Raw genomic sequence first — 25,978 nt, 5'->3', positions numbered from 1 at the left:
AGTAGAATGCCGCGAACCTCAGACTGCCGGCGTCCCTTGAATGTCCACGATAGCAGACAACATAGCCTTGGTTCAGATACGTATCCGCGCAGCGGAACTGGCCGCGCAACGTGCCGAACACAGCGTCCAGCTGTTGGCGGTGAGCAAGACCAAGCCCAGCGATGCAGTGCGCGAAGCCTATGCCGCCGGCGTGCACGACTTTGGTGAAAACTATCTGCAGGAGGCCCTGGGCAAACAGCTCGAGTTGGCCGACCTGCCCTTGAGTTGGCACTTCATCGGCCCCATTCAATCGAACAAGACGCGTGCTATCGCCGAGAACTTCGCTTGGGTGCATTCCGTGGATCGCTTGAAAATCGCACAACGCCTGTCCGAACAGCGCCCGGCCGAGCTGCCGCCACTGAACATCTGCATTCAAGTCAATGTCAGCGGTGAAGCCAGCAAATCCGGCTGCACCCCGGCCGACCTGCCAGCGCTGGCCAGCGCTATCAGTGCGTTGCCACGATTGAAACTGCGCGGATTGATGGCAATTCCCGAGCCGACCGAAGATCGCGCCGCTCAGGATGCGGCCTTTGCGACCGTGCAAAAGCTACAAGCCAGCCTCAATCTGCCACTCGATACACTTTCCATGGGCATGAGCCACGACCTGGAGTCGGCCATCGCCATGGGCGCCACCTGGGTTCGTATTGGTACGGCCCTGTTCGGCGCCCGCGACTACAGCCAACCGTAACGTGGCTGACTTACCTCTCTATTAAGGACCTGACATGAGCAAGACACGTATTGCCTTTATCGGTGCCGGAAACATGGCCGCCAGCCTGATCGGCGGCCTGCGTGCCAAAGGCCTGGAAGCCGCGCAGATCCGCGCCAGCGACCCGGGCGCTGAAACCCGTGCACGAGTCACCGCCGAACACGGTATTGAAGTATTCGCCGACAACGCCGACGCCGTTCAAGGCGCAGACGTGGTCGTGCTGGCGGTCAAACCTCAGGCGATGAAAACCGTGTGCGAAGCGCTGCGTCCAAGCCTTGCACCGAATCAACTGGTGGTGTCGATTGCCGCCGGGATCACCTGCGCCAGCATGAACAACTGGCTCGGCGCTCAGCCGATCGTGCGTTGCATGCCCAACACCCCGGCGCTGCTGCGTCAGGGCGTAAGCGGTCTGTACGCCACGGCCCAAGTGACTGCCGAACAACGTCAGCAGGCTCAAGAGCTGCTGTCAGCCGTAGGCATTGCCCTGTGGTTGAACGAAGAACAACAACTGGACGCGGTCACCGCCGTTTCCGGCAGTGGCCCTGCGTACTTCTTCCTGCTGATCGAAGCCATGACCGCTGCGGGCGAGAAACTGGGTCTGCCACGGGAAATCGCCGCCCAACTGACCCTGCAAACGGCGTTGGGCGCCGCACACATGGCGGTCGGCAGTGACGTCGACGCCGCCGAGCTGCGCCGTCGCGTGACCTCGCCAGCAGGCACCACCGAAGCCGCGATCAAGACCTTCCAGGCCGGCGGCTTCGAAGCCCTGGTCGAAAAAGCACTGGGTGCCGCCGCGCATCGCTCGGCCGAAATGGCCGAACAACTCGGTCGCTAATCAGCTCTTACAAAGGAATCAATGATGCTCGGACTCAATGACGCTGCCATTTTCATAATTAAAACCTTGGGCAGCCTGTACCTGCTGATCGTGCTGCTGCGCTTCATCCTGCAATTGGTTCGGGCGAATTTTTACAACCCGCTCTGCCAGTTCATCGTGAAAGCCACTCAACCGCTGCTCAAGCCTCTGCGCCGGGTCATCCCGAGCATGTTCGGGCTGGACATGTCGTCACTGGTACTGGCGCTGCTCGTGCAGATGCTGCTGATAGCGGTCATCCTGGCGCTCAAAGGCTTCCTGGTCGACTGGCTGCTTTTGGTACCTTGGGCACTGATCGCCATCTTCTCGCTGTTTTTGAATATTCTGTTCTACGCGATGATCATCAGTGTGATTCTGTCCTGGGTCGCCCCGGGGAGCCACAATCCAGGCGCAGAGCTGGTCGCTCAGATTACTGAACCGGTCCTCGCCCCGTTCCGTCGCATGATTCCGAACCTGGGCGGCCTCGACATCTCACCGATCTTCGCGTTTATCGTGATCCAGTTACTGCAAAGCTGGCTGATCCCACGCCTTGCGTACTATGCCTTCATGCCAAACGGGCTGCTCGGCCTGATCTGATGAGCTATTTTCGCTGGGACGGTGACGACCTGATTCTGGAGTGTCACCTGCAACCGGCAGCCCGCAGCGATGACTTCTGCGGGCTGCACGGTGATCGCTTGAAAATCCGCCTGACCGCTCCGCCGGTCGAAGGCAAGGCCAACGCCTATCTGATGGCGTTTCTGGCCAAGGCGTTTGGCGTGTCCAAGAGCCAGGTGAGCCTGATCAGCGGTGAGCTGAACCGGCAGAAGCGGGTTCGGATCAGCTCGCCGAAGAAGCTGCCGGAGTTGCCGGATCTGGTGCGCCCGGCAGGCTGACCGCGTCATCGTTCATCGCGAGCAGGCTCGCTCCCACATTGGAATGCAATCCCCCTGTGGGAGCGAGCCTGCTCGCGATTGCAACGCCTCGGTCCGGCTGAATGAAATCAGGCCCGGCCTTTGCTTGCCGCTGGGGTCCCTGCTCATTAGACTTACGCCTCATTTCAACGAGAGCAGGGTCGATGCCAACTGCCTTTCCCGCCGATTCTGTTGGTCTGGTGACGCCGCAAGTGGCGCACTTCAGCGAGCCCCTGGCCCTTGCCTGCGGCCGCTCATTGCCAGCCTATGACCTGATCTATGAAACCTACGGCACACTGAACGCCACGGCGAGCAACGCCGTGCTGATTTGCCATGCCTTGTCCGGTCACCATCATGCTGCCGGTTTTCACAGTACCGAAGACCGCAAACCCGGTTGGTGGGACAGTTGCATCGGCCCGGGCAAACCGATCGACACCAACAAGTTCTTCGTGGTCAGCCTGAACAACCTCGGCGGCTGTAACGGCTCCACCGGCCCGAGCAGCCTCAACCCGGACACCGGCAAGCCGTTCGGCGCCGATTTCCCGGTGCTGACCGTGGAAGACTGGGTCCACAGCCAGGCGCGCCTCGCGGACCGGATCGGCATCGACCAGTGGGCCGCCGTGATCGGCGGCAGCCTGGGCGGCATGCAGGCGATACAGTGGAGCATCACTTACCCGGATCGCATCCGTCACTGCCTGGCCATTGCCTCGGCGCCGAAACTGTCGGCGCAGAACATCGCCTTCAACGAAGTGGCGCGCCAGGCGATCCTCACCGACCCTGAGTTCCATGGCGGTTCGTTCCAGGAAGCGGGCGTGATCCCCAAGCGCGGGCTGATGCTGGCGCGGATGGTCGGGCACATCACCTACCTGTCGGACGATTCCATGGGCGAGAAATTCGGCCGTGGCCTGAAGAGCGAAAAGCTCAACTACGACTTCCACAGCGTCGAGTTCCAGGTCGAAAGCTACCTGCGTTATCAGGGTGAAGAGTTTTCCGGGCGTTTCGACGCCAACACCTACCTGCTGATGACCAAAGCGCTGGACTACTTCGATCCGGCGGCGAACTTCGACGATAACCTGGCGAAAACTTTCGCCGGTGCCAAAGCCAGGTTCTGCGTGATGTCCTTCACCACCGACTGGCGCTTCTCCCCTGCCCGCTCGCGGGAACTGGTGGACGCGCTGATGGCGGCCAGGAAAGACGTTTGCTACCTGGAGATCGATGCTCCGCAAGGCCACGACGCCTTCCTGATTCCGATCCCGCGTTACTTGCAGGCGTTCAGCAATTACATGAACCGAATTACGTTGTGAGAAAGCCATGAGAGCTGATCTGGAAATCATCCAGGAATGGATCCCCGCCGGCAGCCGCGTGCTCGACCTCGGTTGCGGTGATGGCGAGCTGCTGACCTGGCTGCGCGACAACAAGCAAGTCACCGGCTACGGGCTGGAAAACGATGCGGACAACATCGCCGAGTGCGTGGCCAAGGGCATCAACGTCATCGAGCAGGACCTGGACAAGGGTCTGGGCAACTTTGCCAGCAACAGTTTTGACATCGTGGTGATGACCCAGGCCCTGCAAGCCGTGCATTACCCGGACAAGATCCTCGACGAAATGCTGCGGGTCGGTCGTCAGTGCATCATCACCTTCCCCAACTTCGGTCACTGGCGCTGCCGCTGGTACCTGGCGAGCAAGGGCCGGATGCCGGTTTCGGAGTTTTTGCCATACACCTGGTACAACACGCCGAACATCCACTTCTGCACGTTTGAAGACTTTGAGGCGCTGTGCCGCGAACGTGAAGCCAAGGTCATCGATCGACTTGCCGTCGATCAACAACACCGACACGGGTGGGCCAGTAAGCTATGGCCTAATCTATTAGGTGAGATTGGCATCTACCGCGTCAGCAGTCCTGGCCTGCAAGATCACCAGGTAGCGGTCTAACCGGGTAATTTCGAGGAGAACGATCATGGGTCGTCTAGCCCTGTTTCTGTTAACAGCCTGCCTGAGTCTCAGCGCCATGGCCGCTGAAGCCATCAAGGGCGAGCGTCAGGAAACCTTCGGTGACGTGACGGTGCACTACAACACCTTCAATTCCACCTACCTGACGCCGGATATCGCCAAGAACGCCCAACTGATCCGCAGCAAGAACCAGGGCGTGATCAATGTGTCGGTGATCAAGGCCGGCCAACCGCTGATCGCCAATGTCACAGGCACAGTGAAAGACCTGACCAGCCAAAGCGTCCCGCTGAAATTCAAACAGATCACCGAAACAGGTGCGGTCTACTACATCGCCCAGTTCCCGGTGGATCAGCAGGAAATCCGCACTTTCGAGATCAAGGTGCAGACCGGCGAAAAAATCAACACCATCAATTTCAACCAAGAGCTCTTCCCCGGCGAATGATCAACTTCTCGCAACTCGTATTGGCCAGCCATAACGCCGGCAAACTCAAAGAACTCCAGGCGATGCTCGGCGAATCGGTGCATCTGCGCTCGATTGGCGAGTTCAGCAGCGTCGAGCCTGAAGAAACCGGCCTGTCGTTCGTCGAAAACGCCATCCTCAAGGCCCGCAATGCCGCGCGTATCTCCGGTCTGCCGGCGCTGGCCGATGATTCGGGGCTGGCGGTGGACTCCCTCGGCGGTGCGCCGGGTATCTACTCGGCGCGCTATGCCGACGGCCAGGGCGACGCAGCGAACAACGCCAAGCTGCTCGACGTACTGAAAGACGTGCCTGAAGCCGAACGCGGCGCGCAGTTCGTCTGTGTGCTGGCACTGGTACGCCACGCCGATGATCCGCTGCCGATACTCTGCGAAGGTCTGTGGCACGGGCGCATCCTGGCCGAAGCCAGCGGCGAACACGGTTTTGGCTACGATCCGCTGTTCTGGGTGCCGGAGCGCGATTGCTCCAGTGCAGAATTGAGCCCGGCCGAGAAAAACCAGCTCAGCCACCGCGCCCGTGCAATGGAATTGCTGCGCCAACGTTTGAGCCTGAAATGACCCACGATTCATCGGCGTCGCCGCTGATCTTCGGCGGCGCGCAATCGCCCCGCGCGGCCCTGCCTCTATTACCGCCGCTGGCGCTGTACATCCACATTCCGTGGTGCGTACGCAAATGCCCTTATTGCGACTTCAACTCCCACACCGCAAGCCCGGTGCTGCCGGAAGAAGAGTATGTGGACGCCCTGCTGGCCGACCTCGATCAAGACCTGCACGCGGTTTACGGCCGTGAGTTGAGCTCGATCTTCTTCGGCGGCGGCACGCCAAGCCTGTTCAGCGCGCAAGCGTTGGGCCGTTTACTCAAAGGTGTGGAGCAGCGCATTCCGTTCACCAGCGACATCGAAATCACCCTGGAAGCCAACCCTGGGACCTTCGAGCAGGAAAAATTCGTTGCCTATCGAGCCCTCGGTATCAATCGCCTGTCGATCGGCATCCAGAGTTTTCAGGAAGAGAAGCTCAAGGCCCTGGGGCGGATTCACAACGGCGATGAAGCGATTCGCGCCGCTGGCATGGCCCGGCAGGCCGGGTTCGATAACTTCAACCTGGACCTGATGCATGGCTTGCCCGATCAGTCGCTGGACGATGCGCTGGACGACCTGCGTCAGGCCATCGCGCTGAAGCCGACTCATCTGTCCTGGTATCAGCTGACGCTTGAGCCGAACACGGTGTTCTGGAATCAGCCGCCGACTCTGCCGGAAGACGACACGCTGTGGGACATTCAAGAGGCCGGTCAGGCGCTGTTGGCCGAACACGGTTACGCCCAATACGAAGTGTCGGCGTATGCCCAACCCGGTCGCCCAGCGCGGCATAACCTCAATTACTGGAGTTTCGGTGACTTCATCGGCATCGGCGCCGGGGCCCACGGCAAACTCAGCCATCCGGACGGACGGATTGTCCGCACCTGGAAGACCCGTTTGCCGAAGGACTACCTCAACCCGGCAAAAAGCTTTCAGGCGGGCGAGAAAGCCCTGACCAACGAAGAGCTGCCGTTCGAGTTCCTGATGAATGCCCTGCGCTTGACCGAAGGTGTCGAGGCGCGGCTGTATCCGGAGCGTACCGGCCTGACGCTGGAAAGCCTTGCACAAGGCCGCCTCGAGGCCGAACAAAGTGGCTTGTTGCAGGTCGAACCGTCACGTCTGGCGGCGACGATGCGCGGACAGCTGTTCCTCAATGACTTGCTGCAGAATTTTCTGACTTAAGGAAATCGAATGGATTTGGTACTCGATCTGCTTGCCACCGTGTCCCGTTGGAGCCGTAGCAACCTGTCGGAAATCGCCCTGGCACTGGTGGGCTGCCTGCTGGTGCTGTTTGGCGCGGATATCAAAGGCTGGATCGATCAGCGCCTGGGCAGCATCGCCGGCGCCTTGCGCGTCCCGTTGATGGCCCTGGTGTGCATGATTGGCAGCGGCGCCGCACTGATCTACGCCACGCCGTGGATTGTTCGCGGCCTGAGCCAGTTCAACAACTACAGCCTGGCGCCGGTGTTGTTGGTGGTGCTGGTGTTGATCGGCGTCGTCGCAGACCGCCGCTAAATTTCGGCTAAACACAAAACAACTGTGGGACCAAGCTCGCTCCCACAGTTTGTATTGCGTTATGGCTTACGACTGTTTTTCGAACTTCAAATCCCACACGCCATGCCCAAGACGTTCGCCGCGGCGTTCGAACTTGGTGATCGGGCGTTCGGCCGGGCGTGGCACGCACTTGCCGTCTTCGGCGAGGTTGCGGTAGCCCGGCGCAACGTTCATCACTTCCAGCATGTACTCGGCGTAAGGTTCCCAGTCGGTGGCCATGTGCAGCACACCGCCGACTTTCAACTTGCTACGCACCAGTTCAGCGAACGACGCCTGAACGATACGACGCTTGTGGTGACGACTCTTGTGCCACGGGTCCGGGAAAAACAGCATCAGGCGATCGAGGCTGTTGTCAGCCACGCAACGGTTGAGCACTTCGATCGCATCGCAATCGTAAACCCGCAGGTTAGTCAGGCCTTGGGTCAGCACGCCATTGAGCAGCGCGCCGACACCAGGGCGGTGTACTTCAACGCCAATGAAATCCTGATCCGGCGAAGCCGCAGCCATTTCCAGCAGCGAATGGCCCATGCCGAAGCCGATTTCCAGCGAGCGCGGTGCAGCGCGGCCGAACACCTGGTCAAAGTCCACCGGTGCGTCGGCCAACGGCAGGACGAACAGCGGCGTCCCCTGTTCCAGGCCTTTTTGCTGGCCTTCGGTCATGCGCCCGGCGCGCATCACGAAACTCTTGATGCGGCGGTGTTGGCGCTCTTCGCCTGCTTCCGGCTGGATTGGCGTGTCGTTCGATTCAGTCATCAATGGCTCTTACTTGATCAGACCATCCAGCGGCGAGGAGGCGCTGGCGTAGAGTTTTTTCGGCATGCGGCCGGCGAGGTAGGCCAGACGGCCCGCGACGATGGCGTGTTTCATGGCTTCAGCCATCATGATTGGCTGCTGGGCATGGGCGATGGCCGAGTTCATCAGCACCGCTTCGCAGCCCAGCTCCATGGCGATGGTGGCGTCGGAAGCGGTACCGACACCGGCATCCACCAACACTGGAATCTTGGCCTCTTCGAGAATGATCCGCAGATTGTACGGGTTGCAGATCCCCAGACCTGTGCCGATCAGACCAGCCAGCGGCATCACCGCGATGCAGCCGATTTGCTCCAACTGACGGGCAATGATCGGGTCATCGCTGGTGTAAACCATCACGTCGAAACCTTCCTTGACCAGCACTTCGGCGGCCTTGAGGGTTTCGATCACGTTAGGGAACAGGGTTTTCTGGTCCGCCAGCACTTCCAGCTTCACCAGGTTGTGGCCGCCGAGCAGCTCGCGGGCCAGGCGGCAGGTGCGCACGGCTTCGGTAGCGTCGAAGCAACCGGCGGTGTTAGGCAGGAAGGTGTAGCGATCCGGCGACAGGACTTCGAGCAGGTTCGGTTCGCCCGGATTCTGACCGAGGTTGGTCCGGCGCACGGCGAAGGTGACGATCTCGGCACCCGAGGCTTCGATGGCCAGGCGGGTTTCTTCCATGTCGCGGTACTTGCCGGTACCTACCAGCAAACGCGACTGGTAAGTACGACCGGCCAGGACGAAGGGCTTGTCGCTGCGAACGTTGCTCATCGGAAATCCTCTGTTGGGGTGAGGCTCTTGCAGAATGCTGTGGGTGCTCGGTAATCCGAAGGGTCTAGCCGCCGCCGATGGCGTGTACGACCTCTACGGAATCGCCTTCCTTGAGAGCGGTTTCCGTGTGCTGGCTGCGCGGGACGATATCCAGATTGAGTTCGACCGCCACCCGGCGTCCAGTCAGTTCCAGACGGGTCAGCAGGGCCGCAACGGTTTCACCGTCGGGCAGTTCAAGGGATTCGCCGTTCAACTGAATGCGCATGCCGGATGCCGCCATCATTTTTAGGGGCCAGCATTCTAGCCCGATCAGTCAGGCCGACCCAAGCCATTCGTCTTGAAACGGACCCTTAAGTCAGCTCAAGCGCCAGGCGGCAATCCCCAGGCACAGCCAGCCCACAAGGAATGCCAGACCGCCGAACGGCGTTACGATGCCGAGCTTGCTGACACCGGTCAGGGTCAGCAGGTACAGGCTGCCGGAAAACAGCAGGATGCCGATGGCAAATGATACGCCGGCCCAGGTGATCAAACGCCCGGGTATCTGCGTGGCCAGCAGTGCTACGCCCAGCAGCGCCAGGGTATGCACCAGTTGGTAGGTGACGCCGGTGTGGAAAATCGCCAGGTACTCGCTGCTCAGGCGGTCTTTCAGGCCGTGGGCGGCAAATGCTCCCAGGCCCACGCCGGTGAAACCGAAGAAAGCGGCCAGCATCAGAAAGCCACGCAGCATGAGGAACTCCAGTCAGAATCATTCAACAGGGTCTGTATAATGGCTCGCTCAACAGGTTCGGCCAAGCCATCTCTATGCTGCGTTTATTTTTCCGCCGTTTCACGAAAGCCCTGCTCTGGTTCGCCGGTGGCAGCGTGTTGCTGGCGCTGGTGTTTCGCTTCGTTCCACCTCCGGGGACGGCGCTGATGGTCGAGCGCAAGATCGAATCCTGGGTCGATGGCGAGCCTATCGACCTGCAACGCGACTGGCAGCCGTGGGAGAACATCTCCGATGACCTGAAGGTCGCGGTGATGGCGGGCGAGGACCAGAAATTCCCTGAGCACTGGGGTTTTGACTTCCGTGCGATTGAGGCCGCTCTGGCGCACAACGAACTTGGCGGCTCGATCCGTGGCGCCAGTACCTTGAGCCAACAAGTCTCGAAGAACCTGTTCCTGTGGTCCGGCCGCAGTTGGCTGCGCAAGGGCCTGGAAGCCTGGTTTACCGGGCTGATCGAAGTGTTCTGGCCCAAGCAGCGGATTCTTGAGGTGTACCTCAACAGCGTGGAATGGGATGACGGAGTGTTTGGCGCTGAAGCGGCTGCCCGGCATCACTTTGGCCTGAGCGCCCGATCGTTGAGCCGTCAGCAAGCCAGTTTGCTGGCCGCTGTGCTGCCGAATCCACGGGTCTGGAGCGCCAGTCATCCGAGCCCTTATGTGTTGAGGCGCGCGGGCTGGATCCGGCAGCAGATAGGCCAGCTGGGTGGCGACAGCTACCTGGTGGGGTTGAACGATTCGCGCCGGGCGCCTTGGGCCCAGTGATTCAACACGGCGAAAAGATCGCAGCCTGCGGCAGCTCCTACGGGTGTACGCATTCCCTTGTAGGAGCTGCCGAAGGCTGCGATCTTTTGATCTTCAAACAAAAACGCCCCGATCAATGATCGGGGCGTTTTTTATTGCGCTACAGCTTAAGCCGCAATCGACAGCTTGAGCTTGTTCATCGCGCTCTTCTCGAGCTGACGAATACGCTCGGCCGACACGTTGTACTTCTGCGCCAAGTCGTGCAGCGTGGCTTTTTCTTCTGCCAACCAGCGCTGGTAGAGGATGTCGCGGCTGCGGTCGTCCAGCACTTCCAGCGCTTCGTGCAGGTTGCTGGTGGAGTTGTCGGTCCAGTCGGCATCTTCCAGTTGACGGGCCGGGTCGTACCGGTGGTCCTCCAGATAGTTGGCCGGCGACTGGAAAGCGCTGTCGTCGTCCGCTTCCGCGGCCGGGTCGAAAGCCATGTCATGGCCGGTCAGGCGACTTTCCATCTCGCGAACTTCCCGCGGCTCTACGCCGAGGCTTTCAGCCACGCGATGGACTTCCTCGTTGTTCAGCCACGCCAGACGTTTTTTCTGGCTGCGCAGGTTGAAGAACAGTTTGCGCTGGGCCTTGGTCGTGGCGACCTTGACGATGCGCCAGTTACGCAGGATGAATTCGTGGATTTCAGCCTTGATCCAGTGCACCGCAAAGGACACCAGACGCACGCCCATTTCCGGGTTGAAGCGCTTGACCGCTTTCATCAACCCCACGTTACCTTCCTGGATCAGGTCAGCCTGGGCCAGGCCGTAGCCGGAATAGCTGCGGGCAATATGTACAACAAAACGCAGGTGGGCGAGCACCATCTGCCGAGCCGCCCCCAAATCCTGCTCATAGTAGAGACTCTCGGCCAGTTCACGCTCCTGCTCCGGTGTCAGCAATGGAATGCTGTTCACCGTGTGCACATAAGCCTCCAGGTTCGCACCTGGGACCAGCGCATAAGCAGGTTGCAAAGAAGTGGTCATACGAAAAAACCTCCGACTCACATAACTCGTGCAGTTCAGCACTGCGAAAATTGACTGGGAACCGAAGGACAAGTTCCCCTACACGCTGAAAGGTCATACAAGCAAAAAGACACTACTTCGGTGCAAGCTCTCTCAAATGGCGTGCTACCGCAATCCAAGCACCGATATACCCCAACAGCACCGCACCTAGCAAGAGTGACAGACCATCGGCAACCGGCACCCCGGCCAACGCGAAATTACTGCCATACAGGCCGGCGAGTCCAACCACTGCGTCGTTCAACCAGTTCAGGCCGAACGCCAGAACACCCCAGGAAAGAATCCCTGCACCGAAGCCATAAAGCGCGCCCATGTACAGAAAAGGCCTACGCACATAACTGTCAGTGCCGCCGACGAGTTTAATCACTTCTATCTCGGTGCGGCGGTTTTCAATATGAAGACGAATGGTATTGCCTATCACCAAAAGTAATGCAGAAACCAGCAACACGGTCAGACCGAAGACAAACCGCTCGCCCAGCTTGAGGATAGCCGCCAAACGCTCGACCCAGACTAGATCAAGTTGCGCCTGTTGTACCTTCGGCAGTGCGGAAAGTCTTTGTCTTAATGCTTCAAGGGTCGCTTTGTCGACTTCGTTCGGGGTGACCAGCACCACGCCAGGCAGCGGATTCTGCGGCAACTCCTTGAGCGCCTCGCCCAGACCGGACTGCTGCTGGAACTCTTCCAGCGCCTGTTCGCGGCTGATGTATTCAGCATCGGCCACGCCCGGCAAGCCTTTGATCTGCTCACGCAGTTGCTCGCCTTCATTGGCGCTGGCGTCAAGTTGCAGGTACAGCGAGATCTGCGCCGCACGCTGCCAGGAGCCGCCCAGACGCTCGACGTTGTTCAGCAGCAACGACAATCCCATTGGCAAGCTCAGGGCAACGGCCATCACCAGACAGGTGAAGAAACTGCCGATCGGCTGCTTGCCCAGGCGCCGCAGGCTGTCGAGCAAACTGGCGCGGTGGCTTTCGATCCAGGCGCGCAGCAAGGTGCTGAAGTCCGGACCGTCATCTTCGTCGCGTTTTTTCTTCTGCGGTTGCGGATCTGCGGCCTTGGGGGCCACGCGCTCGGAAACCTTCGGACTGCGTGTAGCACTCATACCCCGGCCTCCCCATCGCCGATCAATCGGCCACGTTGCAAGGTCAGCATGCGATGACGCATGCGGGCGATCAGCGCCAAATCGTGACTGGCAATCAGCACGCTGGTGCCCAGACGGTTGATGTCTTCGAAGACGCCCATGATTTCTGCCGCCAGACGCGGGTCGAGGTTACCGGTCGGTTCGTCCGCCAGCAGCAAGGCCGGGCGATGGACGATGGCGCGGGCAATGCCGACGCGCTGTTGCTGACCGGTGGACAGGTCACCCGGGTAGAGATCGGTCTTGTCCGAAAGCGCCACGCGCTCCAGGGCCGAATCCACGCGCTTGGCGATTTCAGCCTTGGACAGGCCAAGAATCTGCAGCGGCAAGGCGACGTTGTTGAATACGGTACGGTCGAACAACAACTGATGGTTCTGGAACACCACGCCGATTTGCCGACGCAGGTACGGGATCTGCGCGTTGCTGATGGTGCCCAGGTCCTGCCCGGCCAGCAGCAGTTTGCCGGTGGTTGGACGTTCCATGGCCAGCAACAGCCGCAGCAAGGTACTTTTACCGGCGCCGGAGTGGCCGGTGACAAACAAGAACTCGCCCCGACGGACTCGAAAGCTCAGCTCATGCAAGCCGACGTGACCGTTCGGATAGCGCTTACCGACCTGTTCGAAACGAATCATGCACGCTCCCGCTCGGCAAACAGTGCCTGGACAAAGGGTTCTGCTTCAAAGGTACGCAAGTCATCGATGCCTTCACCGACACCGATGTAGCGAATCGGCAGACCAAACTGCTTGGCCAGGGCGAAAATCACCCCGCCCTTGGCCGTGCCGTCGAGTTTGGTCAGGGCCAGGCCGGTCAGTTCGACCGTCTGGTTGAATTGCTTGGCCTGGTTGATGGCGTTCTGGCCAGTACCGGCATCGAGCACCAGCAGCACTTCATGCGGTGCGTCGGCGTCGAGTTTGCTGATGACCCGGCGAACCTTTTTCAACTCTTCCATCAGGTTGTCTTTGGTGTGCAGGCGGCCGGCGGTGTCGGCGATCAACACGTCAATGCCACGGGCCTTGGCGGCCTGCACCGCATCGAAGATAACCGAAGCCGAGTCGGCACCGGTGTGCTGAGCGATCACCGGGATCTTGTTGCGCTCGCCCCAGACCTGCAATTGCTCGACCGCCGCCGCACGGAAGGTGTCACCCGCCGCGAGCATGACTTTTTTGCCTTCGAGTTGCAGCTTCTTCGCCAGCTTACCAATGGTGGTGGTTTTGCCGGCGCCGTTGACGCCGACCACCAGAATCACGAACGGTTTGTTCTGCGAGGTGATTTTCAGCGGCTGCTCGACAGGCTTGAGCATGTTGGCCAGCTCGGCCTGCAAGGATTTGTACAGTGCATCGGCGTCGGCCAGCTGCTTGCGCGCGACCTTCTGGGTCAGGCTCTGGATGATCACCGACGTCGCTTCGACGCCGACATCAGCGGTCAACAGACGGGTTTCGATGTCTTCGAGCAGTTCGTCATCGATGATCTTCTTGCCGAGAAACAGGCTGGCCATGCCCTCGCCGATGCTGGCGCTGGTTTTCGACAGCCCTTGCTTGAGGCGGGCAAAGAAGCCGGCTTTGGTTTCTTCGGTACGAGCCGGTTCGGCTTCCACTGGGGCCGCCACCGGAACGACCGGTGCTGGCGGCGTTACCGGTGCCGCGACGATTACCGGTGCCGGCGTTGGGACAAGCACTGGCGCAGGTTCTGGCTCAACAAATGCGACAATCACCGGCTCAGGCAGATCCGGTTCATCAATAATCAGCTGTTCAGCCGCCGGTGCGATGACTGGAACCGGTTCGACCACCAGCAGCTCTACCGCTTGCTGGACCACTGTCGGCGCAGGAATCGGTGGCGTGACATGCGGCGCCAGTTCGTCTTCGACCAAGGCCACTGGCTCTTCAGCCACCGGCAGCGTCAACCATGGCTTGTGTACGACTTCTGGCGCACGCGGCAATTCGGCCACTGGCGCAGGCTCGACAACCGGTTGCAACACCGGCTCGGCTATCGGCAATACGACGGGGGTCGGCGCTTGTGCAGCGGGCGCAACCTCTATTACCGGCTCGGGCGCAACCTCAGGAAGTGGCTGTGGCTGTTCAACGACGGGTTCCTGCGGCTTTTTGCGCAGCCATCCGAACAGGCTTTTCTTCTCGCCAGCCGCAGCTGGGGTCTTCTTGTCGTCGTTGGAACCAAACATGGAGGACGGCTATCTCACGGTAGCGACGCGCCAATGTGGCGCCTCGGCAAATAAATATTCGATGCAGAACAGACTGCGTTTCACCCAGCTTGTTCACGCGCAACATTTTGTCGGGGTGCTCAACAGCACCTCAGGGATCGATTTCACGAAGGACTGGACCGGAAAAATCGGCGAAAAAGCGGAGTTTAGCTGACAAACCTGCGCCTTCCGTCGCAAACCTATTCAACCTGATCAAGCACAATGGCCTGATAGGCGTGGCCGCCAGTAAAACGGATCAGTATCCTAGCACCCTCTAGCCCGCCGACGCTAAGACCAAGCGGGCAGCCCAACAGGTTTAAAAACGAATGAATGCTCTAGCCCGCCGCGCCGCAGGCCTGCTGCTCAGCACAGTTTGTCTGCCCCTTTCAGCTTTGGCTGCCGCCCCCCAACCGACTCACGAGTTCACCCTCGACAACGGCCTCAAGGTCGTCGTGCGCGAGGATCATCGGGCACCCGTGGTGGTTTCCCAGGTCTGGTACAAGGTTGGCTCCAGCTACGAAACCCCGGGCCAGACCGGTTTGTCCCACGCCCTTGAACACATGATGTTCAAAGGCAGCGAGAAAGTCGGCCCCGGCGAAGCGTCGTTGATCCTGCGCGACCTCGGCGCCGAAGAGAACGCCTTCACCAGTGACGACTACACCGCGTATTACCAGGTGCTGGCCCGCGATCGCCTGGGTGTGGCCTTTGAACTTGAAGCCGACCGCATGGCCAACCTGCGCCTGCCGGCCGACGAGTTCAGCCGGGAGATCGAAGTGATCAAGGAAGAGCGCCGCATGCGCACCGACGACAAGCCAATGGCCAAGGCTTACGAGCGCTTCAAGGCCATGGCCTACCCGGCCAGTGGTTATCACACGCCGACTATCGGCTGGATGGCTGACCTGGACCGCATGAAGGTCGAAGAGCTGCGCCACTGGTACAAATCCTGGTATGTGCCGAACAACGCCACGCTGGTGGTGGTCGGTGACGTGACCCCGGACGAAGTCAAAGCCCTGGCTCAGCGCTACTTCGGGGCAATCCCGAAACGCGACGTGCCACCGGCGAAGATTCCGCTGGAACTGGCCGAACCCGGCGAGCGCCAGATCACCCTGCATGTACAGACCCAACTGCCGAGCCTGATGCTGGCCTTCAACGTACCGAGCATCGCCACCGCGCAAGACAAGCGTTCGGTCAACGCCCTGCGGTTGATCGCGGCATTGCTTGATGGCGGCTACAGCGCGCGCATTCCGGCGCAACTGGAACGCGGCGAAGAGCTGGTCTCCGGCGGCTCGTCGAGCTACGACGCCTACAGCCGCGGTGACAGCCTGTTTACCTTGTCGGCGACGCCGAATACCCAGAAACACAAAACCATGGCCCAGACCGAAGCCGGTCTGTGGAAACTGCTCGAACAGCTGAAAACCACCGCCCCATCGGCTGATGAAGTTGAACGGGTACGCGCGCAAGTGATCGCCGGTCTGGTCTACGAGCGTGACTCGATTACCAGTCAGGCCACTGCCATTGGTCAGCTGGAAACCGTTGGTCTGTCATGGAAACTGATGGACACCGAACTCGCCGAGCTGCAAAGCGTGACCCCGGAAGACATCCAGAAAACCGCCCGCACCTATTTCACTCGCGAACGTCTCAGCGTTGCGCATGTACTGCCACTGCCCGAGGAAACCGCTCATGAGTGAGAGTAAAAAACCACGCCTGGTCCTGATCGGCCTGGTACTCGTCGCATTGGTCGCCTCGCTCGGTTTCTACTTCAGCCGCTCGACCGAGACCAACGCCAGCGAAGCCCTCGATCAGGCCAAGGCCAGCAAAAAGCTGCAATCACTGAACGAACTCGACGGTAAAGCGCCGAGCCACCGCACGCTGGACGTGCAAACCTGGAAAACCGCTGAAGGCTCCAAAGTGCTGTTCGTCGCAGCCCCGGAGCTGCCGATGTTCGACATGCGCCTGATCTTCGCCGCCGGCAGCAGCCAGGACGGCGACAAACCGGGCCTGGCCGCGCTGACCAACGCGATGCTCAACGAAGGCATCGCCGGTAAAGATGTCGGCAAGATCGCTGAAGGTTTCGAAGGCCTGGGTGCCGACTTCGGCAACGGCGCCTACAAAGACATGGCCGTCGCCTCGCTGCGTAGCTTGAGTGCTGTGGATAAACGCACACCTGCGCTGAAGCTGTTTGCTGAAGTGGTGGGCAAGCCGACATTCCCGGCCGATTCGCTGGTACGGACCAAGAACCAGCTACTCGCCGGCTTCGAGTACCAGAAGCAGAACCCCGGCAAACTGGCGAGCCTGGAACTGATGAAGCGCCTCTATGGCAACCACCCTTACGCGCATTCCAGTGATGGCACGGCGCAAAGTGTCCCGCCAATTACTGTGGCGCAACTGCGGGCCTTCCACGAAAAAGCCTACGCTGCGGGCAACGTGGTGATTGCGCTGGTGGGTGACCTGTCGCGCAGCGAAGCCGAAGCGATTGCCGCACAGGTTTCCGCCGCACTGCCAAAAGGCCCGGCGCTGGCGAAAATCGAACAACCGACTGAGCCAAAAGCCAGCATCGGCCACATCGAGTTTCCGTCCAAGCAAACCAACCTGATGCTCGCGCAACTGGGCATCGACCGTGACGATCCGGACTACGCGGCCGTCTCCTTGGGCAACCAGATCCTCGGTGGCGGTGGCTTCGGCACCCGACTGATGAGCGAAGTGCGGGAAAAGCGCGGCCTCACCTATGGCGTCTATTCGGGTTTCACGCCGATGCAGGTCCGTGGCCCGTTCATGATCAACCTGCAAACCCGCGCCGAAATGAGCGAAGGGACACTCAAGCTGGTGCAGGACGTGCTCGCCGACTTCTTGAAAACCGGCCCGACCCAGAAAGAACTCGACGACGCCAAGCGTGAACTGGCCGGCAGTTTCCCGCTGTCCACCGCCAGCAACGCCGATATCGTCGGCCAACTGGGCGCCATGGGTTTCTATAATTTGCCGCTGAGTTACCTCGAAGACTTCATGCAGCAGTCGCAAAGCCTGACCGTCGAGCAGGTCACCGCGGCCATGAACAAACACCTGAGCACGGACAAAATGGTCATCGTTTCCGCTGGCCCGACCGTGCCGCAAAAGCCGTTACCGGCCCCTACTGACAAACCTGCCGAGCAGCCGCTCGGGGTACCGGAGCATTAATGGCCCATCCTAAAAAACCTGTTCATAACGTCCATAACGGCGTGAACCAATTGCGCATCATCGGCGGCGAATGGCGCAGCCGTCGCCTGAGTTTCCCGGACGCTCCGGGCTTGCGCCCGACGCCCGACCGCGTGCGTGAAACCCTGTTCAACTGGCTAGCGCCGTACGTTGCCGGGGCCAAAGTGCTCGACCCGTTCGCCGGCAGCGGCGCGCTGTTTCTCGAAGCACTGTCGCGTGGCGCCGCCATGGGCCAGGCGCTGGACGCCAGCAGCCTGGCGGTTTCCAGCCTGAAAGAGCATTTGGGAACGCTGCGCTGCACCACCGGCCAGGTGCAGACCGCCGACGCCTTGCGCTACCTGGAAACCCAGTCCGCGACCGCCTACGACCTGGTATTCCTCGATCCGCCGTTCAACCAAAACTTGCTGCCTGCTATTTGCGCCCTTCTTGAAGAACGTCAATGGCTGGCCGACGACGCCTGGATCTACACTGAAAGTGAAACCGCGCCATCGACCCTCGGTCTGCCAGGGGGCTGGCGCCTGCACCGGGAGCAAAAATCCGGGCGGGTCTACTACGCGCTGTGGCACCGTATGGCAGAGATCGCCGGTTAATCCACCGGCCTGAACAAGGTGCGTGCCTGGGGTCAACAGCCCCGGATACGCACCGCTGCATCGAGAACAACCGTGCCTACACCGCCAGATCGTTTCACCCCTGCCTTCGGCCTCGGCAACCCGCACCTGCAAACCTTGTGGGGACCGCTGTGGCGCAAAACCACGCACCTGGATCGACAACGCGAACGCCTGTGGCTCGACGACGGCGACTTCCTCGACCTCGACTGGCATGGACCGCACAGCGCCAATGCACCCTTGGTGCTGGTGCTGCACGGTTTGACCGGTTCTTCAAACTCACCCTATGTCGCCGGCCTGCAAAAAGCCCTGTCCACCCAAGGCTGGGCCAGCGTGGCGCTGAACTGGCGCGGCTGTTCGGGTGAACCGAATCTGTTGCCACGCAGCTACCACTCCGGCGCCAGCGAAGACCTCGCGGCGGCGATCAACCACCTTCGAGCCACCCGCCCCTCGGCGCCGCTGTACGCGGTCGGCTATTCGCTGGGCGGCAACGTGTTGCTCAAGCACTTGGGGGAAACCGGCAGTGACAGTCAGTTGCAAGGCGCGGTGGCGGTCTCGGTGCCCTTTCGTCTGGACCAGTGCGCCGACCGTATCGGCCAAGGAATTTCCAGGATCTATCAAGCGCACTTCATGCGTGAAATGCTCACCTACATCAAGAACAAGCAACAACAGTTTCTGCACGATGGTCGCCACGAGGGCCTGGAGACCCTGGCCAGACTCGGCTCACTGGAGAACCTGCGCACTTTCTGGGATTTCGATGGCCGGGTGACCGCACCGCTGAACGGCTTCAAGGATGCACACGACTACTATCGCCGCGCCTCCAGCCGTTATTTTCTCGGTGAAATCCGCACGCCGACCCTGATCATTCAAGCGGCCGACGATCCTTTCGTGTTTCTCCACAGCTTGCCGCAAGCCAGCGAGTTGTCGGACAGCACGCAGTTCGAATTGCAGGCCAAGGGCGGGCATGTCGGTTTTGTCGATGGCACGTTCCGCAACCCCGGCTATTACCTGGAACGGCGCATCCCGCATTGGCTGGCCAACGCAGGTCGCGAGTAAGGTCATGGAGGCCAATCCGGGCGATCAGGGGCTTATCGCAGTGCCCGACTGTTTTGAATCTCAAAGCCCCCCAATCCCCATGTGGGAGCGAGCTTGCTCGCGATGAGGCCGTCAGATTCAACAATGATGTTGACTGACAGTCCGCCATCGCGAGCAAGCTCGCTCCCACAGGAATTTGCAGTGACTAGTCGCCGGTAGCGATGCCCCGCGCAGGATCGGTGATCCATTCGCTCCACGATCCGGCATACAACGAGGCCAACGGATAACCGGCCAGGCACAACGCAAACAGGTTATGGCACGCGGTCACGCCGGAACCGCAATACGCCACCAGTTCGGTCGGCGAGCGATCACCCAGCTTCGCGGCAAAACGTTGCTTGAGCTGGTCAGCGGGAAGGAAACGTCCGTCGGCCCCCAGGTTCTCCGTGAACGCCGCGCATTGCGCGCCGGGAATGTGCCCGGCAACCGGATCAATTGGCTCGACCTCGCCACGAAAACGCGGCAGGCCTCGGGCGTCGAGCAAGGTCAGCGTCGGTTGACCGAGGCGCTGTTGCAGTTTCTCGGCACTCACTAACAAGGCGTGGTCCGGTGCACCGGTAAAGGAACCACGGGTGATTGCCGGGGTATCAAGGCTTAGTGGCAAACCGGCCGCGTGCCAGGCCTTGAGGCCGCCATCAAGAATGAACACGCCGTTACGCTTGCCGAGCCAGGCCAGCAACCACCAGGCCCGAGCGGCATACATGCCGGGGCCGTCGTCATACAAAACGATTTCGCTGTCGTTGCTGATGCCCCAATCCTGCAAGCGCTGAATCAAGTGGTGCGGCGTCGGCAATGGATGACGACCGGTGACGCCCTTGACCACTGGCCCGCTGAGGTCACGTTCCAGATCAGCAAACGAGGCACCGGCGATATGCCCTTCGGCATAGCTGCGCTGGCCGTAATCCGGGTCTTCGAGGGCAAAACGACAATCCAGAATCACCAGCCCGGCCTGGTCTTTTTTCTGGTCCAGGGCGTTCGGGCTGATCAGTTGCGCAATGGGCATGGCGGGCTCCTGTGGTTAAGTTTTTGATCGATCCTACTGCACTTCTTCCAGAGCCTGGGCCAACGGCACGTAAAACTCCTCGAACAAGCCATTGACCGCCTCGCGTGCTTGCTCCGTGACAAATCCTGCTTCCAGCACCAGCACCTGATACACGCCGCGTTTAATGGCTTGCTCGCTGAGGTGGTTGGAATTTTCCCGTGTGGTGCACAGAAAACGCACCCAGGACGTGAGGATGATCCAGGCATTGAGCGTCAGGGATTCGATCTGAACCTTGTCCATGCACAAGATGCCGGCTTCGACGAAGCCTGCGTAAATCGCCGTGCCCTGGATCAGGCAGCGTTGGGAAAAGCGCCGGTATCGGGCGGCCAATTCAGCATCGTTGTCGAGCAAGTGCTCGAGGTCGCGGTGCAAAAACCGGTAGCGCCACATGGCGGCCAGCAGTTCCTGCAAGTAGAAGCGCTTGTCTTCAACGGTCGCGGCGCGGCCCTGGGGCGGGCGCAGGAAGCTCTCGACCAGGCTTTCGTACTCACTGAACAACACGGCGATGATCGCCTGCTTGTTGGGGAAGTGGTAGTACAGGTTGCCTGGAGAAATCTCCATATGCGCGGCGATATGGTTGGTGCTGATGCTGCGTTCACCCTGTTGATTGAACAGCTCCAGGCTGTTCTGCACGATGCGCTCGCTGGTTTTTATTCGTGGGGCCATGGCTTGAGCTTTAATTCTTCAGTGCGTTGCCGGGCATCTTACGACCTATCCGCCGACGGATAAATCATCGCTTCCCGAGGATGTCATTTGACTTTCTAGAGCATAGACTCTAAAAACTTCCTCATCCTAAAAAAAACCGGAGCTACCATGCCCGCCGACATTGCCTACCTGCAAAGCTCCCAACAGCCATTGACTGAGCTTCACGATCTGTTTGCCGCCCAGCGTCAGGCCTACGCGGCCCATCCGATGCCGCCGGCTGCGCAACGTCAGCAATGGCTCAAGGCATTACGTGAGCTGTTGAGTGACGAGCGGCAGGCCTTGATCGACGCGATCAGCCAGGATTTCAGCAACCGTAGCGCCGATGAAACCCTGCTCGCCGAGCTGATGCCGAGCCTGCACGGCATTCATTACGCCAGCAAACACCTCAAAAGCTGGATGAAAGCGTCACCGCGCAAGGTAGGAATCGCCTTTCAGCCGGCTGCGGCCAAGGTGGTTTATCAGCCATTGGGCGTGGTTGGGGTCATCGTGCCGTGGAACTACCCGCTGTACCTGGCCATCGGCCCGTTGGTCGGCGCGTTGTCGGCGGGCAACCGGGTGATGCTCAAACTCAGCGAGTCCACACCGGCCACCGGGCTACTGCTCAAAACGCTGCTGGCCAAAGTGTTCCCCGAAGACCTGGTGTGCGTGGTGTTGGGTGAAGCCGAGGTCGGCATGGCCTTCTCCAAACTGCCCTTCGACCACCTGTTATTCACCGGCGCCACCAGCATTGGCAAACATGTGATGCGCGCGGCGGCCGAGAACCTGACGCCCGTAACGTTGGAGCTGGGCGGAAAATCTCCGGCCATCGTTTCCCACGACGTACCGCTCAAGGACGCCGCCGAACGTATTGCCTTCGGTAAAACCCTGAACGCCGGACAAACCTGCGTCGCGCCGGATTACGTGCTGGTGCCGGAAGAACGGGTCGGCTCCTTCGTCGAAGCCTATCGCCAGGCGGTTCGCGGATTTTATCCGACACTCACGGACAACCCGGATTACACCGCCATCATCAATGAACGCCAATTGGCGCGGCTGCACAGCTACCTCAGCGACGCCACCAGCAAGGGCGCGCTGCTGATCCCGGTGTTCGAACAGGATCAAGGCCGGCGCATGAGCCACAGCCTGCTGCTGAATGTCAGCGACGAGATGATCGTGATGCAGGACGAAATCTTCGGCCCGGTCCTGCCGATCGTGCCTTACAAAAATCTGGACCAAGCGTTTGCCTACATCAACCAACGGCCACGTCCACTGGCGCTGTACTTCTTCGGCTATAACAAGGCCGAACAAAACCGCGTCCTCAACGAAACCCATTCCGGTGGCGTCTGCCTGAACGACACCTTGCTGCACGTCGCGCAGGATGACATGCCGTTTGGTGGCATCGGTGCGTCGGGCATGGGCCATTACCATGGCCGCGAAGGGTTCCTGACCTTCAGCAAAGCCAAAGGCGTGCTGATCAAGCAGCGCTTTAACGCGGCGAAGCTGATTTATCCGCCTTATGGCAAGTCGATCCAGCTTCTGATCCAGAAGCTGTTCATCCGCTGACACCTCATGACCGGGTAATAACAATAATGAACCCAAGCCTGTCCGAATTCCCCGTGCTGACACGGCGCGGCCTGCTCAAATTCAGTCTCTGCGCCACAGCCTTCCTGACCACGGCCGGCCTCGGCGCCAGCCTCAGCGGTTGCTCGGCCAGCACCCCAGCCAACGGCTTCGCCATTCTGCGCAGCAGTGATTTGCCGTTCTTGCGCGCGCTGATCCCGGTGATGCTCGACGGAGCTGTGGCCGCCGAAAAAGTCTCAGCGGCCCTCGAAGGCACCCTGCAATCGCTGGATAACAGCCTCAATCACTTGTCGCCGGAAATGCTCAAGCTGACCCAGCAACTGTTCGACGTACTCGGCATGACCGTCACTCGCGGACCGCTGACCGGAATTTGGGGCAACTGGGAAAACGCCAGCGGCGATGATATCCGCCAGTTCCTCCAGCGCTGGCAAAACAGCTCGCTGAGCCTGTTGCGCATGGGCCACAGCTCGATCCTGCAACTGGTGACGATGGCTTGGTACAGCCGCGCCGAATCATGGGCACATTGCGGGTATCCGGGACCGCCAACGGTTTAGACCGTCGCAACCACCGGTAGGAGCTGCCGCAGGCTGCGATCTGTTGGCGATTTTGCAGGCACCACAGAATCAAGATCAAAAGATCGCAGGCTTCGCCAGCTCCTACGACGGCGACCACACTATCCATAATAAAAAGAGAGTCCGAGATGCCCGTACCCGATCCGTTCCGCGAAGGCCTGGCCCGTGGCTGGAAAACCTACAACGGCTCGCAACTGGCCGATGATCTGACACTGGAAGCCGACATTGCCATCATCGGCAGTGGTGCTGGCGGCGGCACCAGCGCCGAAATCCTCAGTGCCGCCGGCTACAAAGTGCTGCTGATCGAAGAAGGCCCGCTCAAGACCAGCAGCGATTTCAAGATGCTCGAAGACCAGGCCTACTCCAGCCTTTATCAGGAAGGCATCGGTCGCATGAGCAAGGACGGCGCAATCACCATCCTGCAAGGTCGCGCAGTCGGCGGCACGACACTGATCAACTGGACTTCAAGCTTTCGCACCCCCGAACCGACCCTCGAACACTGGGCCACAGAACACGACGTCAAGGGCCACAGCCCGGCCGAAATGGCGCCCTGGTTCGAAAAAATGGAGCAGCGCCTTGGCGTCGCCCCATGGAGAATGCCGCCCAACGCCAACAACGACGTGATCAAAAAAGGCTGTGAACAGCTCGGCTACAGCTGGCACGTGATCCCGCGCAACGTGCGCGGTTGCTGGAACCTCGGCTATTGCGGCATGGGCTGCCCGACCAATGCCAAGCAGTCGATGATGGTCACCACCATTCCTGCGACCCTGGAAAAAGGCGGCGAGCTGCTCTACCTCGCCCGCGCCGAACAATTGCTGATCAAGGACGACAAGGTCACCGGCCTGCACTGTGTGGCGATGGATGAGCGCTGCGTGGCACCGACCGGGCGCAGTATCACCGTCAAGGCGCGGCACTACGTGCTGGCCGGCGGAGGCATCAACAGCCCGGCGCTGTTGCTGCGTTCCAAAGCCCCGGATCCCCATGAGCGCCTTGGCAAGCGGACCTTTCTGCACCTGGTGAATATATCCGCAGGGCTATTCGACGAAGTAATCAACCCGTTCTACGGCGCGCCGCAGTCGATTTACTCCGACCACTTTCAATGGCAGGACGGCACCACCGGCAAAATGTCCTACAAGCTTGAAGTACCGCCGCTGCACCCGGCACTGGCAGCGACCTTGCTCGGCGGCTTTGGCAAGGAGAGCGCCCAGCACATGCAGCAACTGCCGCACACCCACGCGATGCTGGCGCTGCTGCGCGACGGCTTTCACCCGGACAGCCCCGGCGGTAACGTCGAGTTGCGCGGCGATGGCACACCGGTGCTCGACTATCAGGTCTCGGCCTATGCCTGGGACGGGTTGCGTCGGGCGTTTCACAGCATGGCCGAGATTCAGTTCGCTGGCGGCGCCAACGCCGTGATGCCGATGCACGCCGATGCGCGCTACGTGAAAACCCTCGCCGAGGCGCGCACCTTGATCGACGGTCTGAGCCTTGAGCTGTACCGCACACGACTGGGCAGCGCTCATGTGATGGGCGGATGTGCCATGGGTGAAGACCCGAAAAACGCCGTCACCGACAGCCTCGGACGTCATCATCAGCTAAGCAATCTGTCGATCCATGATGGTTCGCTGTTCCCCACCAGCATTGGCGCCAACCCGCAATTGTCGGTCTACGGACTGACCGCGCAACTGGCGACAGCGCTGGCCATACGTTTAAAAAACCCATGAAAAAACACATAATTCGCACCGTCTGTAGTGCTTTCTTACCTCAAAGGCGACTTGGCCGACCGGGAAGGCTGCGATACCATCCGACTCCCCAACGGACTCCCGCCAGGACGACGCGATGAACCGAGTGTTGTACCCAGGTACCTTCGACCCTATTACCAAGGGCCATGGCGATCTGGTCGAACGCGCCTCGCGCCTGTTCGATCATGTGATCATCGCTGTCGCCGCCAGCCCGAAGAAAAACCCGCTATTCCCCCTGGAACAGCGTGTGGAGCTGGCCCGCGAGGTCACTAAACATCTGCCGAACGTCGAAGTCGTCGGCTTTTCGACGCTGCTGGCGCATTTCGCCAAAGAGCAGAACGCCAACGTGTTCCTGCGTGGCCTGCGCGCGGTGTCGGACTTCGAATACGAATTCCAGTTGGCCAACATGAACCGCCAATTGGCCCCGGATGTGGAGAGCCTGTTTCTTACCCCGTCCGAGCGTTATTCGTTCATTTCTTCGACGCTGGTCCGTGAAATTGCAGCCTTGGGCGGCGATATCACCAAGTTTGTCCACCCTGTCGTGGCCGACGCGCTGACCCTGCGCTTTAAAAAGTAGGCGCTGCCGCAGGCTGCGATCTCTTGCAGCCCATCGCGCCCGCGTGCACTGCGGGCGCCGATGCGGCACAATTGTATGCATTAGTTTTCAGATGCCTGGGCAGACTACCCCGGCAGGAGTCAGTCCCAATGTCCCTGATCATCACCGACGATTGCATCAACTGCGACGTCTGCGAACCCGAGTGCCCGAACGCCGCCATCTCCCAGGGCGAAGAGATCTATGTGATCGACCCGAACCTCTGCACCCAGTGCGTTGGCCACTACGACGAGCCACAGTGCCAGCAGGTTTGCCCGGTGGATTGCATTCCGCTGGACGAAGCGCATCCAGAGACTGAAGAGCAGTTGATGGAGAAGTACCGCAAGCTTACCGGCAAGGCTTGATTATTCGG

General features: G+C 60.3%; 31 protein-coding genes. 21 read left to right on the top strand and 10 right to left on the bottom strand.

Features of this window, described 5'->3' with window-relative positions; genetic code table 11:
- The first annotated feature begins 40 nt into the window (after positions 1–40).
- The 10 genes from AC1RPZ_RS05585 (at position 41) to AC1RPZ_RS05540 (ending at position 7,023) form a co-directional block, all read left to right on the top strand.
- Positions 41–727 (top strand): YggS family pyridoxal phosphate-dependent enzyme, encoded by a 687-nt coding sequence (locus AC1RPZ_RS05585; protein ID WP_493135623.1) that lies wholly within the window; start codon positions 41–43, stop codon positions 725–727.
- 34 nt (positions 728–761) lie between these two features.
- Complete coding sequence (proC, locus tag AC1RPZ_RS05580) at positions 762–1,580, top strand: pyrroline-5-carboxylate reductase (protein WP_493135621.1); 819 nt, start codon at positions 762–764, stop codon at positions 1,578–1,580.
- Positions 1,581–1,604: 24 nt separating this feature from the next.
- Positions 1,605–2,192, top strand: a complete 588-nt coding sequence (locus tag AC1RPZ_RS05575) for a YggT family protein (RefSeq protein WP_493135619.1) — start codon at positions 1,605–1,607, stop codon at positions 2,190–2,192.
- The gene (locus AC1RPZ_RS05570) at positions 2,192–2,488 is read left to right on the top strand and encodes a DUF167 domain-containing protein (protein ID WP_262116764.1); all 297 of its coding nucleotides are present in this window, start codon (positions 2,192–2,194) and stop codon (positions 2,486–2,488) included. The genes AC1RPZ_RS05575 and AC1RPZ_RS05570 overlap by 1 nt, the downstream gene beginning before the upstream one ends.
- 182 nt (positions 2,489–2,670) lie before the next feature.
- Positions 2,671–3,810 carry a homoserine O-succinyltransferase MetX gene (gene metX / locus AC1RPZ_RS05565; RefSeq protein ID WP_493135616.1) on the top strand — a complete coding sequence of 380 codons (1,140 nt, stop codon included), beginning with the start codon at positions 2,671–2,673 and terminating at the stop codon, positions 3,808–3,810.
- Between the two features lie 7 nt (positions 3,811–3,817).
- On the top strand, positions 3,818–4,438 hold the full coding sequence (gene metW, locus AC1RPZ_RS05560) for a methionine biosynthesis protein MetW (protein WP_071552963.1): 621 nt from the start codon (positions 3,818–3,820) through the stop codon (positions 4,436–4,438).
- A gap of 25 nt (positions 4,439–4,463) precedes the next feature.
- The gene (locus AC1RPZ_RS05555; protein WP_493135614.1) at positions 4,464–4,898 is read left to right on the top strand and encodes a DUF4426 domain-containing protein; all 435 of its coding nucleotides are present in this window, start codon (positions 4,464–4,466) and stop codon (positions 4,896–4,898) included.
- Positions 4,895–5,491 (top strand): RdgB/HAM1 family non-canonical purine NTP pyrophosphatase, encoded by a 597-nt coding sequence (gene rdgB / locus AC1RPZ_RS05550; RefSeq protein ID WP_493135612.1) that lies wholly within the window; start codon positions 4,895–4,897, stop codon positions 5,489–5,491. The genes AC1RPZ_RS05555 and rdgB overlap by 4 nt, the downstream gene beginning before the upstream one ends.
- A complete protein-coding gene (gene hemW / locus AC1RPZ_RS05545) occupies positions 5,488–6,690 on the top strand; it encodes a radical SAM family heme chaperone HemW (protein WP_493135610.1) in 1,203 nt (400 codons plus the stop codon). The genes rdgB and hemW overlap by 4 nt, the downstream gene beginning before the upstream one ends.
- 9 nt (positions 6,691–6,699) lie before the next feature.
- Complete coding sequence (locus AC1RPZ_RS05540) at positions 6,700–7,023, top strand: DUF3392 domain-containing protein (RefSeq protein ID WP_054594469.1); 324 nt, start codon at positions 6,700–6,702, stop codon at positions 7,021–7,023.
- A gap of 66 nt (positions 7,024–7,089) precedes the next feature.
- On the opposite strand, the gene trmB is transcribed toward AC1RPZ_RS05540, so the two are convergent.
- From trmB to AC1RPZ_RS05520, 4 genes are all read right to left on the bottom strand, one after another.
- A complete protein-coding gene (trmB, locus tag AC1RPZ_RS05535) occupies positions 7,090–7,815 on the bottom strand; it encodes a tRNA (guanosine(46)-N7)-methyltransferase TrmB (protein WP_493135608.1) in 726 nt (241 codons plus the stop codon).
- A gap of 9 nt (positions 7,816–7,824) precedes the next feature.
- Complete coding sequence (locus AC1RPZ_RS05530; RefSeq protein ID WP_493135606.1) at positions 7,825–8,619, bottom strand: thiazole synthase; 795 nt, start codon at positions 8,617–8,619, stop codon at positions 7,825–7,827.
- 64 nt (positions 8,620–8,683) lie between these two features.
- The gene (gene thiS / locus AC1RPZ_RS05525) at positions 8,684–8,884 is read right to left on the bottom strand and encodes a sulfur carrier protein ThiS (RefSeq protein WP_177474842.1); all 201 of its coding nucleotides are present in this window, start codon (positions 8,882–8,884) and stop codon (positions 8,684–8,686) included.
- Between the two features lie 90 nt (positions 8,885–8,974).
- Positions 8,975–9,346, bottom strand: a complete 372-nt coding sequence (locus tag AC1RPZ_RS05520) for a DUF423 domain-containing protein (protein WP_493135603.1) — start codon at positions 9,344–9,346, stop codon at positions 8,975–8,977.
- A gap of 74 nt (positions 9,347–9,420) precedes the next feature.
- Here AC1RPZ_RS05520 and mtgA point away from each other — a divergent pair, with 74 nt between their 5' ends.
- On the top strand, positions 9,421–10,143 hold the full coding sequence (gene mtgA / locus AC1RPZ_RS05515) for a monofunctional biosynthetic peptidoglycan transglycosylase (RefSeq protein WP_493135602.1): 723 nt from the start codon (positions 9,421–9,423) through the stop codon (positions 10,141–10,143).
- A 146-nt stretch (positions 10,144–10,289) separates the two neighbouring features.
- On the opposite strand, the gene rpoH is transcribed toward mtgA, so the two are convergent.
- From rpoH to ftsY, 4 genes are all read right to left on the bottom strand, one after another.
- A complete protein-coding gene (rpoH, locus tag AC1RPZ_RS05510; RefSeq protein WP_123426423.1) occupies positions 10,290–11,144 on the bottom strand; it encodes an RNA polymerase sigma factor RpoH in 855 nt (284 codons plus the stop codon).
- Positions 11,145–11,256: 112 nt separating this feature from the next.
- Positions 11,257–12,279, bottom strand: a complete 1,023-nt coding sequence (ftsX, locus tag AC1RPZ_RS05505) for a permease-like cell division protein FtsX (protein WP_493135600.1) — start codon at positions 12,277–12,279, stop codon at positions 11,257–11,259.
- The gene (ftsE, locus tag AC1RPZ_RS05500; protein WP_020295825.1) at positions 12,276–12,947 is read right to left on the bottom strand and encodes a cell division ATP-binding protein FtsE; all 672 of its coding nucleotides are present in this window, start codon (positions 12,945–12,947) and stop codon (positions 12,276–12,278) included. Before ftsE ends, ftsX begins: the two co-directional genes overlap by 4 nt.
- Entirely contained in the window at positions 12,944–14,491 is a 1,548-nt protein-coding gene (gene ftsY / locus AC1RPZ_RS05495; protein WP_493135598.1) for a signal recognition particle-docking protein FtsY, read from the bottom strand. Before ftsY ends, ftsE begins: the two co-directional genes overlap by 4 nt.
- Here ftsY and AC1RPZ_RS05490 point away from each other — a divergent pair.
- The 5 genes from AC1RPZ_RS05490 to AC1RPZ_RS05470 all read left to right on the top strand — a co-directional run bounded on the left by AC1RPZ_RS05490 (position 14,490) and on the right by AC1RPZ_RS05470 (position 19,359).
- Positions 14,490–14,684 (top strand): hypothetical protein, encoded by a 195-nt coding sequence (locus AC1RPZ_RS05490; protein ID WP_493135596.1) that lies wholly within the window; start codon positions 14,490–14,492, stop codon positions 14,682–14,684. The genes ftsY and AC1RPZ_RS05490 overlap by 2 nt on opposite strands.
- 151 nt (positions 14,685–14,835) lie before the next feature.
- A complete protein-coding gene (locus tag AC1RPZ_RS05485) occupies positions 14,836–16,197 on the top strand; it encodes a M16 family metallopeptidase (RefSeq protein ID WP_493135594.1) in 1,362 nt (453 codons plus the stop codon).
- Positions 16,190–17,680 (top strand): M16 family metallopeptidase, encoded by a 1,491-nt coding sequence (locus AC1RPZ_RS05480; protein ID WP_493135593.1) that lies wholly within the window; start codon positions 16,190–16,192, stop codon positions 17,678–17,680. The genes AC1RPZ_RS05485 and AC1RPZ_RS05480 overlap by 8 nt, the downstream gene beginning before the upstream one ends.
- Complete coding sequence (gene rsmD, locus AC1RPZ_RS05475) at positions 17,680–18,288, top strand: 16S rRNA (guanine(966)-N(2))-methyltransferase RsmD (protein ID WP_493135591.1); 609 nt, start codon at positions 17,680–17,682, stop codon at positions 18,286–18,288. The genes AC1RPZ_RS05480 and rsmD overlap by 1 nt, the downstream gene beginning before the upstream one ends.
- Positions 18,289–18,360: 72 nt before the next feature.
- Positions 18,361–19,359, top strand: a complete 999-nt coding sequence (locus AC1RPZ_RS05470; protein WP_493135590.1) for a hydrolase — start codon at positions 18,361–18,363, stop codon at positions 19,357–19,359.
- Between the two features lie 184 nt (positions 19,360–19,543).
- On the opposite strand, the gene AC1RPZ_RS05465 is transcribed toward AC1RPZ_RS05470, so the two are convergent.
- Together AC1RPZ_RS05465 and AC1RPZ_RS05460 are read right to left on the bottom strand one after the other, a co-directional pair.
- Positions 19,544–20,398, bottom strand: a complete 855-nt coding sequence (locus AC1RPZ_RS05465; protein WP_493135588.1) for a sulfurtransferase — start codon at positions 20,396–20,398, stop codon at positions 19,544–19,546.
- A gap of 33 nt (positions 20,399–20,431) precedes the next feature.
- Positions 20,432–21,103: a TetR/AcrR family transcriptional regulator gene (locus AC1RPZ_RS05460; protein ID WP_493135586.1), complete on the bottom strand. Its 672-nt coding sequence runs from the start codon at positions 21,101–21,103 to the stop codon at positions 20,432–20,434.
- 147 nt (positions 21,104–21,250) lie between these two features.
- Between AC1RPZ_RS05460 and AC1RPZ_RS05455 the strand changes: the two genes are divergently transcribed.
- The 5 genes from AC1RPZ_RS05455 (at position 21,251) to AC1RPZ_RS05435 (ending at position 25,970) form a co-directional block, all read left to right on the top strand.
- A complete protein-coding gene (locus AC1RPZ_RS05455) occupies positions 21,251–22,681 on the top strand; it encodes a coniferyl aldehyde dehydrogenase (protein WP_493135584.1) in 1,431 nt (476 codons plus the stop codon).
- Between the two features lie 26 nt (positions 22,682–22,707).
- Positions 22,708–23,253, top strand: coding sequence for a twin-arginine translocation pathway signal protein (locus AC1RPZ_RS05450; protein WP_493135582.1), 546 nt, complete (start codon positions 22,708–22,710; stop codon positions 23,251–23,253).
- Between the two features lie 146 nt (positions 23,254–23,399).
- Positions 23,400–24,995: a GMC family oxidoreductase gene (locus AC1RPZ_RS05445; protein ID WP_493135580.1), complete on the top strand. Its 1,596-nt coding sequence runs from the start codon at positions 23,400–23,402 to the stop codon at positions 24,993–24,995.
- A gap of 115 nt (positions 24,996–25,110) precedes the next feature.
- Positions 25,111–25,590, top strand: coding sequence for a pantetheine-phosphate adenylyltransferase (coaD, locus tag AC1RPZ_RS05440; protein ID WP_008019993.1), 480 nt, complete (start codon positions 25,111–25,113; stop codon positions 25,588–25,590).
- A gap of 128 nt (positions 25,591–25,718) precedes the next feature.
- Entirely contained in the window at positions 25,719–25,970 is a 252-nt protein-coding gene (locus AC1RPZ_RS05435) for a YfhL family 4Fe-4S dicluster ferredoxin (protein ID WP_008150569.1), read from the top strand.
- The last annotated feature ends 8 nt before the right edge of the window (positions 25,971–25,978 follow it).

The organism is Pseudomonas sp. GW822-FHT02D10 (genome assembly GCF_058802345.1).
This window is presented reverse-complemented; position numbering and strand designations above follow the sequence as displayed.

Excerpts from the sequence above, each read along its gene's own strand:
- AC1RPZ_RS05585 (WP_493135623.1), top strand. The coding sequence starts at position 41 with ATGTCCACGATAGCAGACAACATAGCCTTGGTTCAGATACGTATCCGC.
- proC (WP_493135621.1), top strand. The coding sequence starts at position 762 with ATGAGCAAGACACGTATTGCCTTTATCGGTGCCGGAAACATGGCCGCC.
- AC1RPZ_RS05575 (WP_493135619.1), top strand. The coding sequence starts at position 1,605 with ATGCTCGGACTCAATGACGCTGCCATTTTCATAATTAAAACCTTGGGC.
- AC1RPZ_RS05570 (WP_262116764.1), top strand. The coding sequence starts at position 2,192 with ATGAGCTATTTTCGCTGGGACGGTGACGACCTGATTCTGGAGTGTCAC.
- metX (WP_493135616.1), top strand. The coding sequence starts at position 2,671 with ATGCCAACTGCCTTTCCCGCCGATTCTGTTGGTCTGGTGACGCCGCAA.
- metW (WP_071552963.1), top strand. The coding sequence starts at position 3,818 with ATGAGAGCTGATCTGGAAATCATCCAGGAATGGATCCCCGCCGGCAGC.
- AC1RPZ_RS05555 (WP_493135614.1), top strand. The coding sequence starts at position 4,464 with ATGGGTCGTCTAGCCCTGTTTCTGTTAACAGCCTGCCTGAGTCTCAGC.
- rdgB (WP_493135612.1), top strand. The coding sequence starts at position 4,895 with ATGATCAACTTCTCGCAACTCGTATTGGCCAGCCATAACGCCGGCAAA.
- hemW (WP_493135610.1), top strand. The coding sequence starts at position 5,488 with ATGACCCACGATTCATCGGCGTCGCCGCTGATCTTCGGCGGCGCGCAA.
- AC1RPZ_RS05540 (WP_054594469.1), top strand. The coding sequence starts at position 6,700 with ATGGATTTGGTACTCGATCTGCTTGCCACCGTGTCCCGTTGGAGCCGT.
- trmB (WP_493135608.1), bottom strand. The coding sequence starts at position 7,815 with ATGACTGAATCGAACGACACGCCAATCCAGCCGGAAGCAGGCGAAGAG.
- AC1RPZ_RS05530 (WP_493135606.1), bottom strand. The coding sequence starts at position 8,619 with ATGAGCAACGTTCGCAGCGACAAGCCCTTCGTCCTGGCCGGTCGTACT.
- thiS (WP_177474842.1), bottom strand. The coding sequence starts at position 8,884 with ATGCGCATTCAGTTGAACGGCGAATCCCTTGAACTGCCCGACGGTGAA.
- AC1RPZ_RS05520 (WP_493135603.1), bottom strand. The coding sequence starts at position 9,346 with ATGCTGCGTGGCTTTCTGATGCTGGCCGCTTTCTTCGGTTTCACCGGC.
- mtgA (WP_493135602.1), top strand. The coding sequence starts at position 9,421 with ATGCTGCGTTTATTTTTCCGCCGTTTCACGAAAGCCCTGCTCTGGTTC.
- rpoH (WP_123426423.1), bottom strand. The coding sequence starts at position 11,144 with ATGACCACTTCTTTGCAACCTGCTTATGCGCTGGTCCCAGGTGCGAAC.
- ftsX (WP_493135600.1), bottom strand. The coding sequence starts at position 12,279 with ATGAGTGCTACACGCAGTCCGAAGGTTTCCGAGCGCGTGGCCCCCAAG.
- ftsE (WP_020295825.1), bottom strand. The coding sequence starts at position 12,947 with ATGATTCGTTTCGAACAGGTCGGTAAGCGCTATCCGAACGGTCACGTC.
- AC1RPZ_RS05490 (WP_493135596.1), top strand. The coding sequence starts at position 14,490 with ATGGAGGACGGCTATCTCACGGTAGCGACGCGCCAATGTGGCGCCTCG.
- ftsY (WP_493135598.1), bottom strand. The coding sequence starts at position 14,491 with ATGTTTGGTTCCAACGACGACAAGAAGACCCCAGCTGCGGCTGGCGAG.
- AC1RPZ_RS05485 (WP_493135594.1), top strand. The coding sequence starts at position 14,836 with ATGAATGCTCTAGCCCGCCGCGCCGCAGGCCTGCTGCTCAGCACAGTT.
- AC1RPZ_RS05480 (WP_493135593.1), top strand. The coding sequence starts at position 16,190 with ATGAGTGAGAGTAAAAAACCACGCCTGGTCCTGATCGGCCTGGTACTC.
- rsmD (WP_493135591.1), top strand. The coding sequence starts at position 17,680 with ATGGCCCATCCTAAAAAACCTGTTCATAACGTCCATAACGGCGTGAAC.
- AC1RPZ_RS05465 (WP_493135588.1), bottom strand. The coding sequence starts at position 20,398 with ATGCCCATTGCGCAACTGATCAGCCCGAACGCCCTGGACCAGAAAAAA.
- AC1RPZ_RS05460 (WP_493135586.1), bottom strand. The coding sequence starts at position 21,103 with ATGGCCCCACGAATAAAAACCAGCGAGCGCATCGTGCAGAACAGCCTG.
- AC1RPZ_RS05455 (WP_493135584.1), top strand. The coding sequence starts at position 21,251 with ATGCCCGCCGACATTGCCTACCTGCAAAGCTCCCAACAGCCATTGACT.
- AC1RPZ_RS05450 (WP_493135582.1), top strand. The coding sequence starts at position 22,708 with ATGAACCCAAGCCTGTCCGAATTCCCCGTGCTGACACGGCGCGGCCTG.
- AC1RPZ_RS05445 (WP_493135580.1), top strand. The coding sequence starts at position 23,400 with ATGCCCGTACCCGATCCGTTCCGCGAAGGCCTGGCCCGTGGCTGGAAA.
- coaD (WP_008019993.1), top strand. The coding sequence starts at position 25,111 with ATGAACCGAGTGTTGTACCCAGGTACCTTCGACCCTATTACCAAGGGC.
- AC1RPZ_RS05435 (WP_008150569.1), top strand. The coding sequence starts at position 25,719 with ATGTCCCTGATCATCACCGACGATTGCATCAACTGCGACGTCTGCGAA.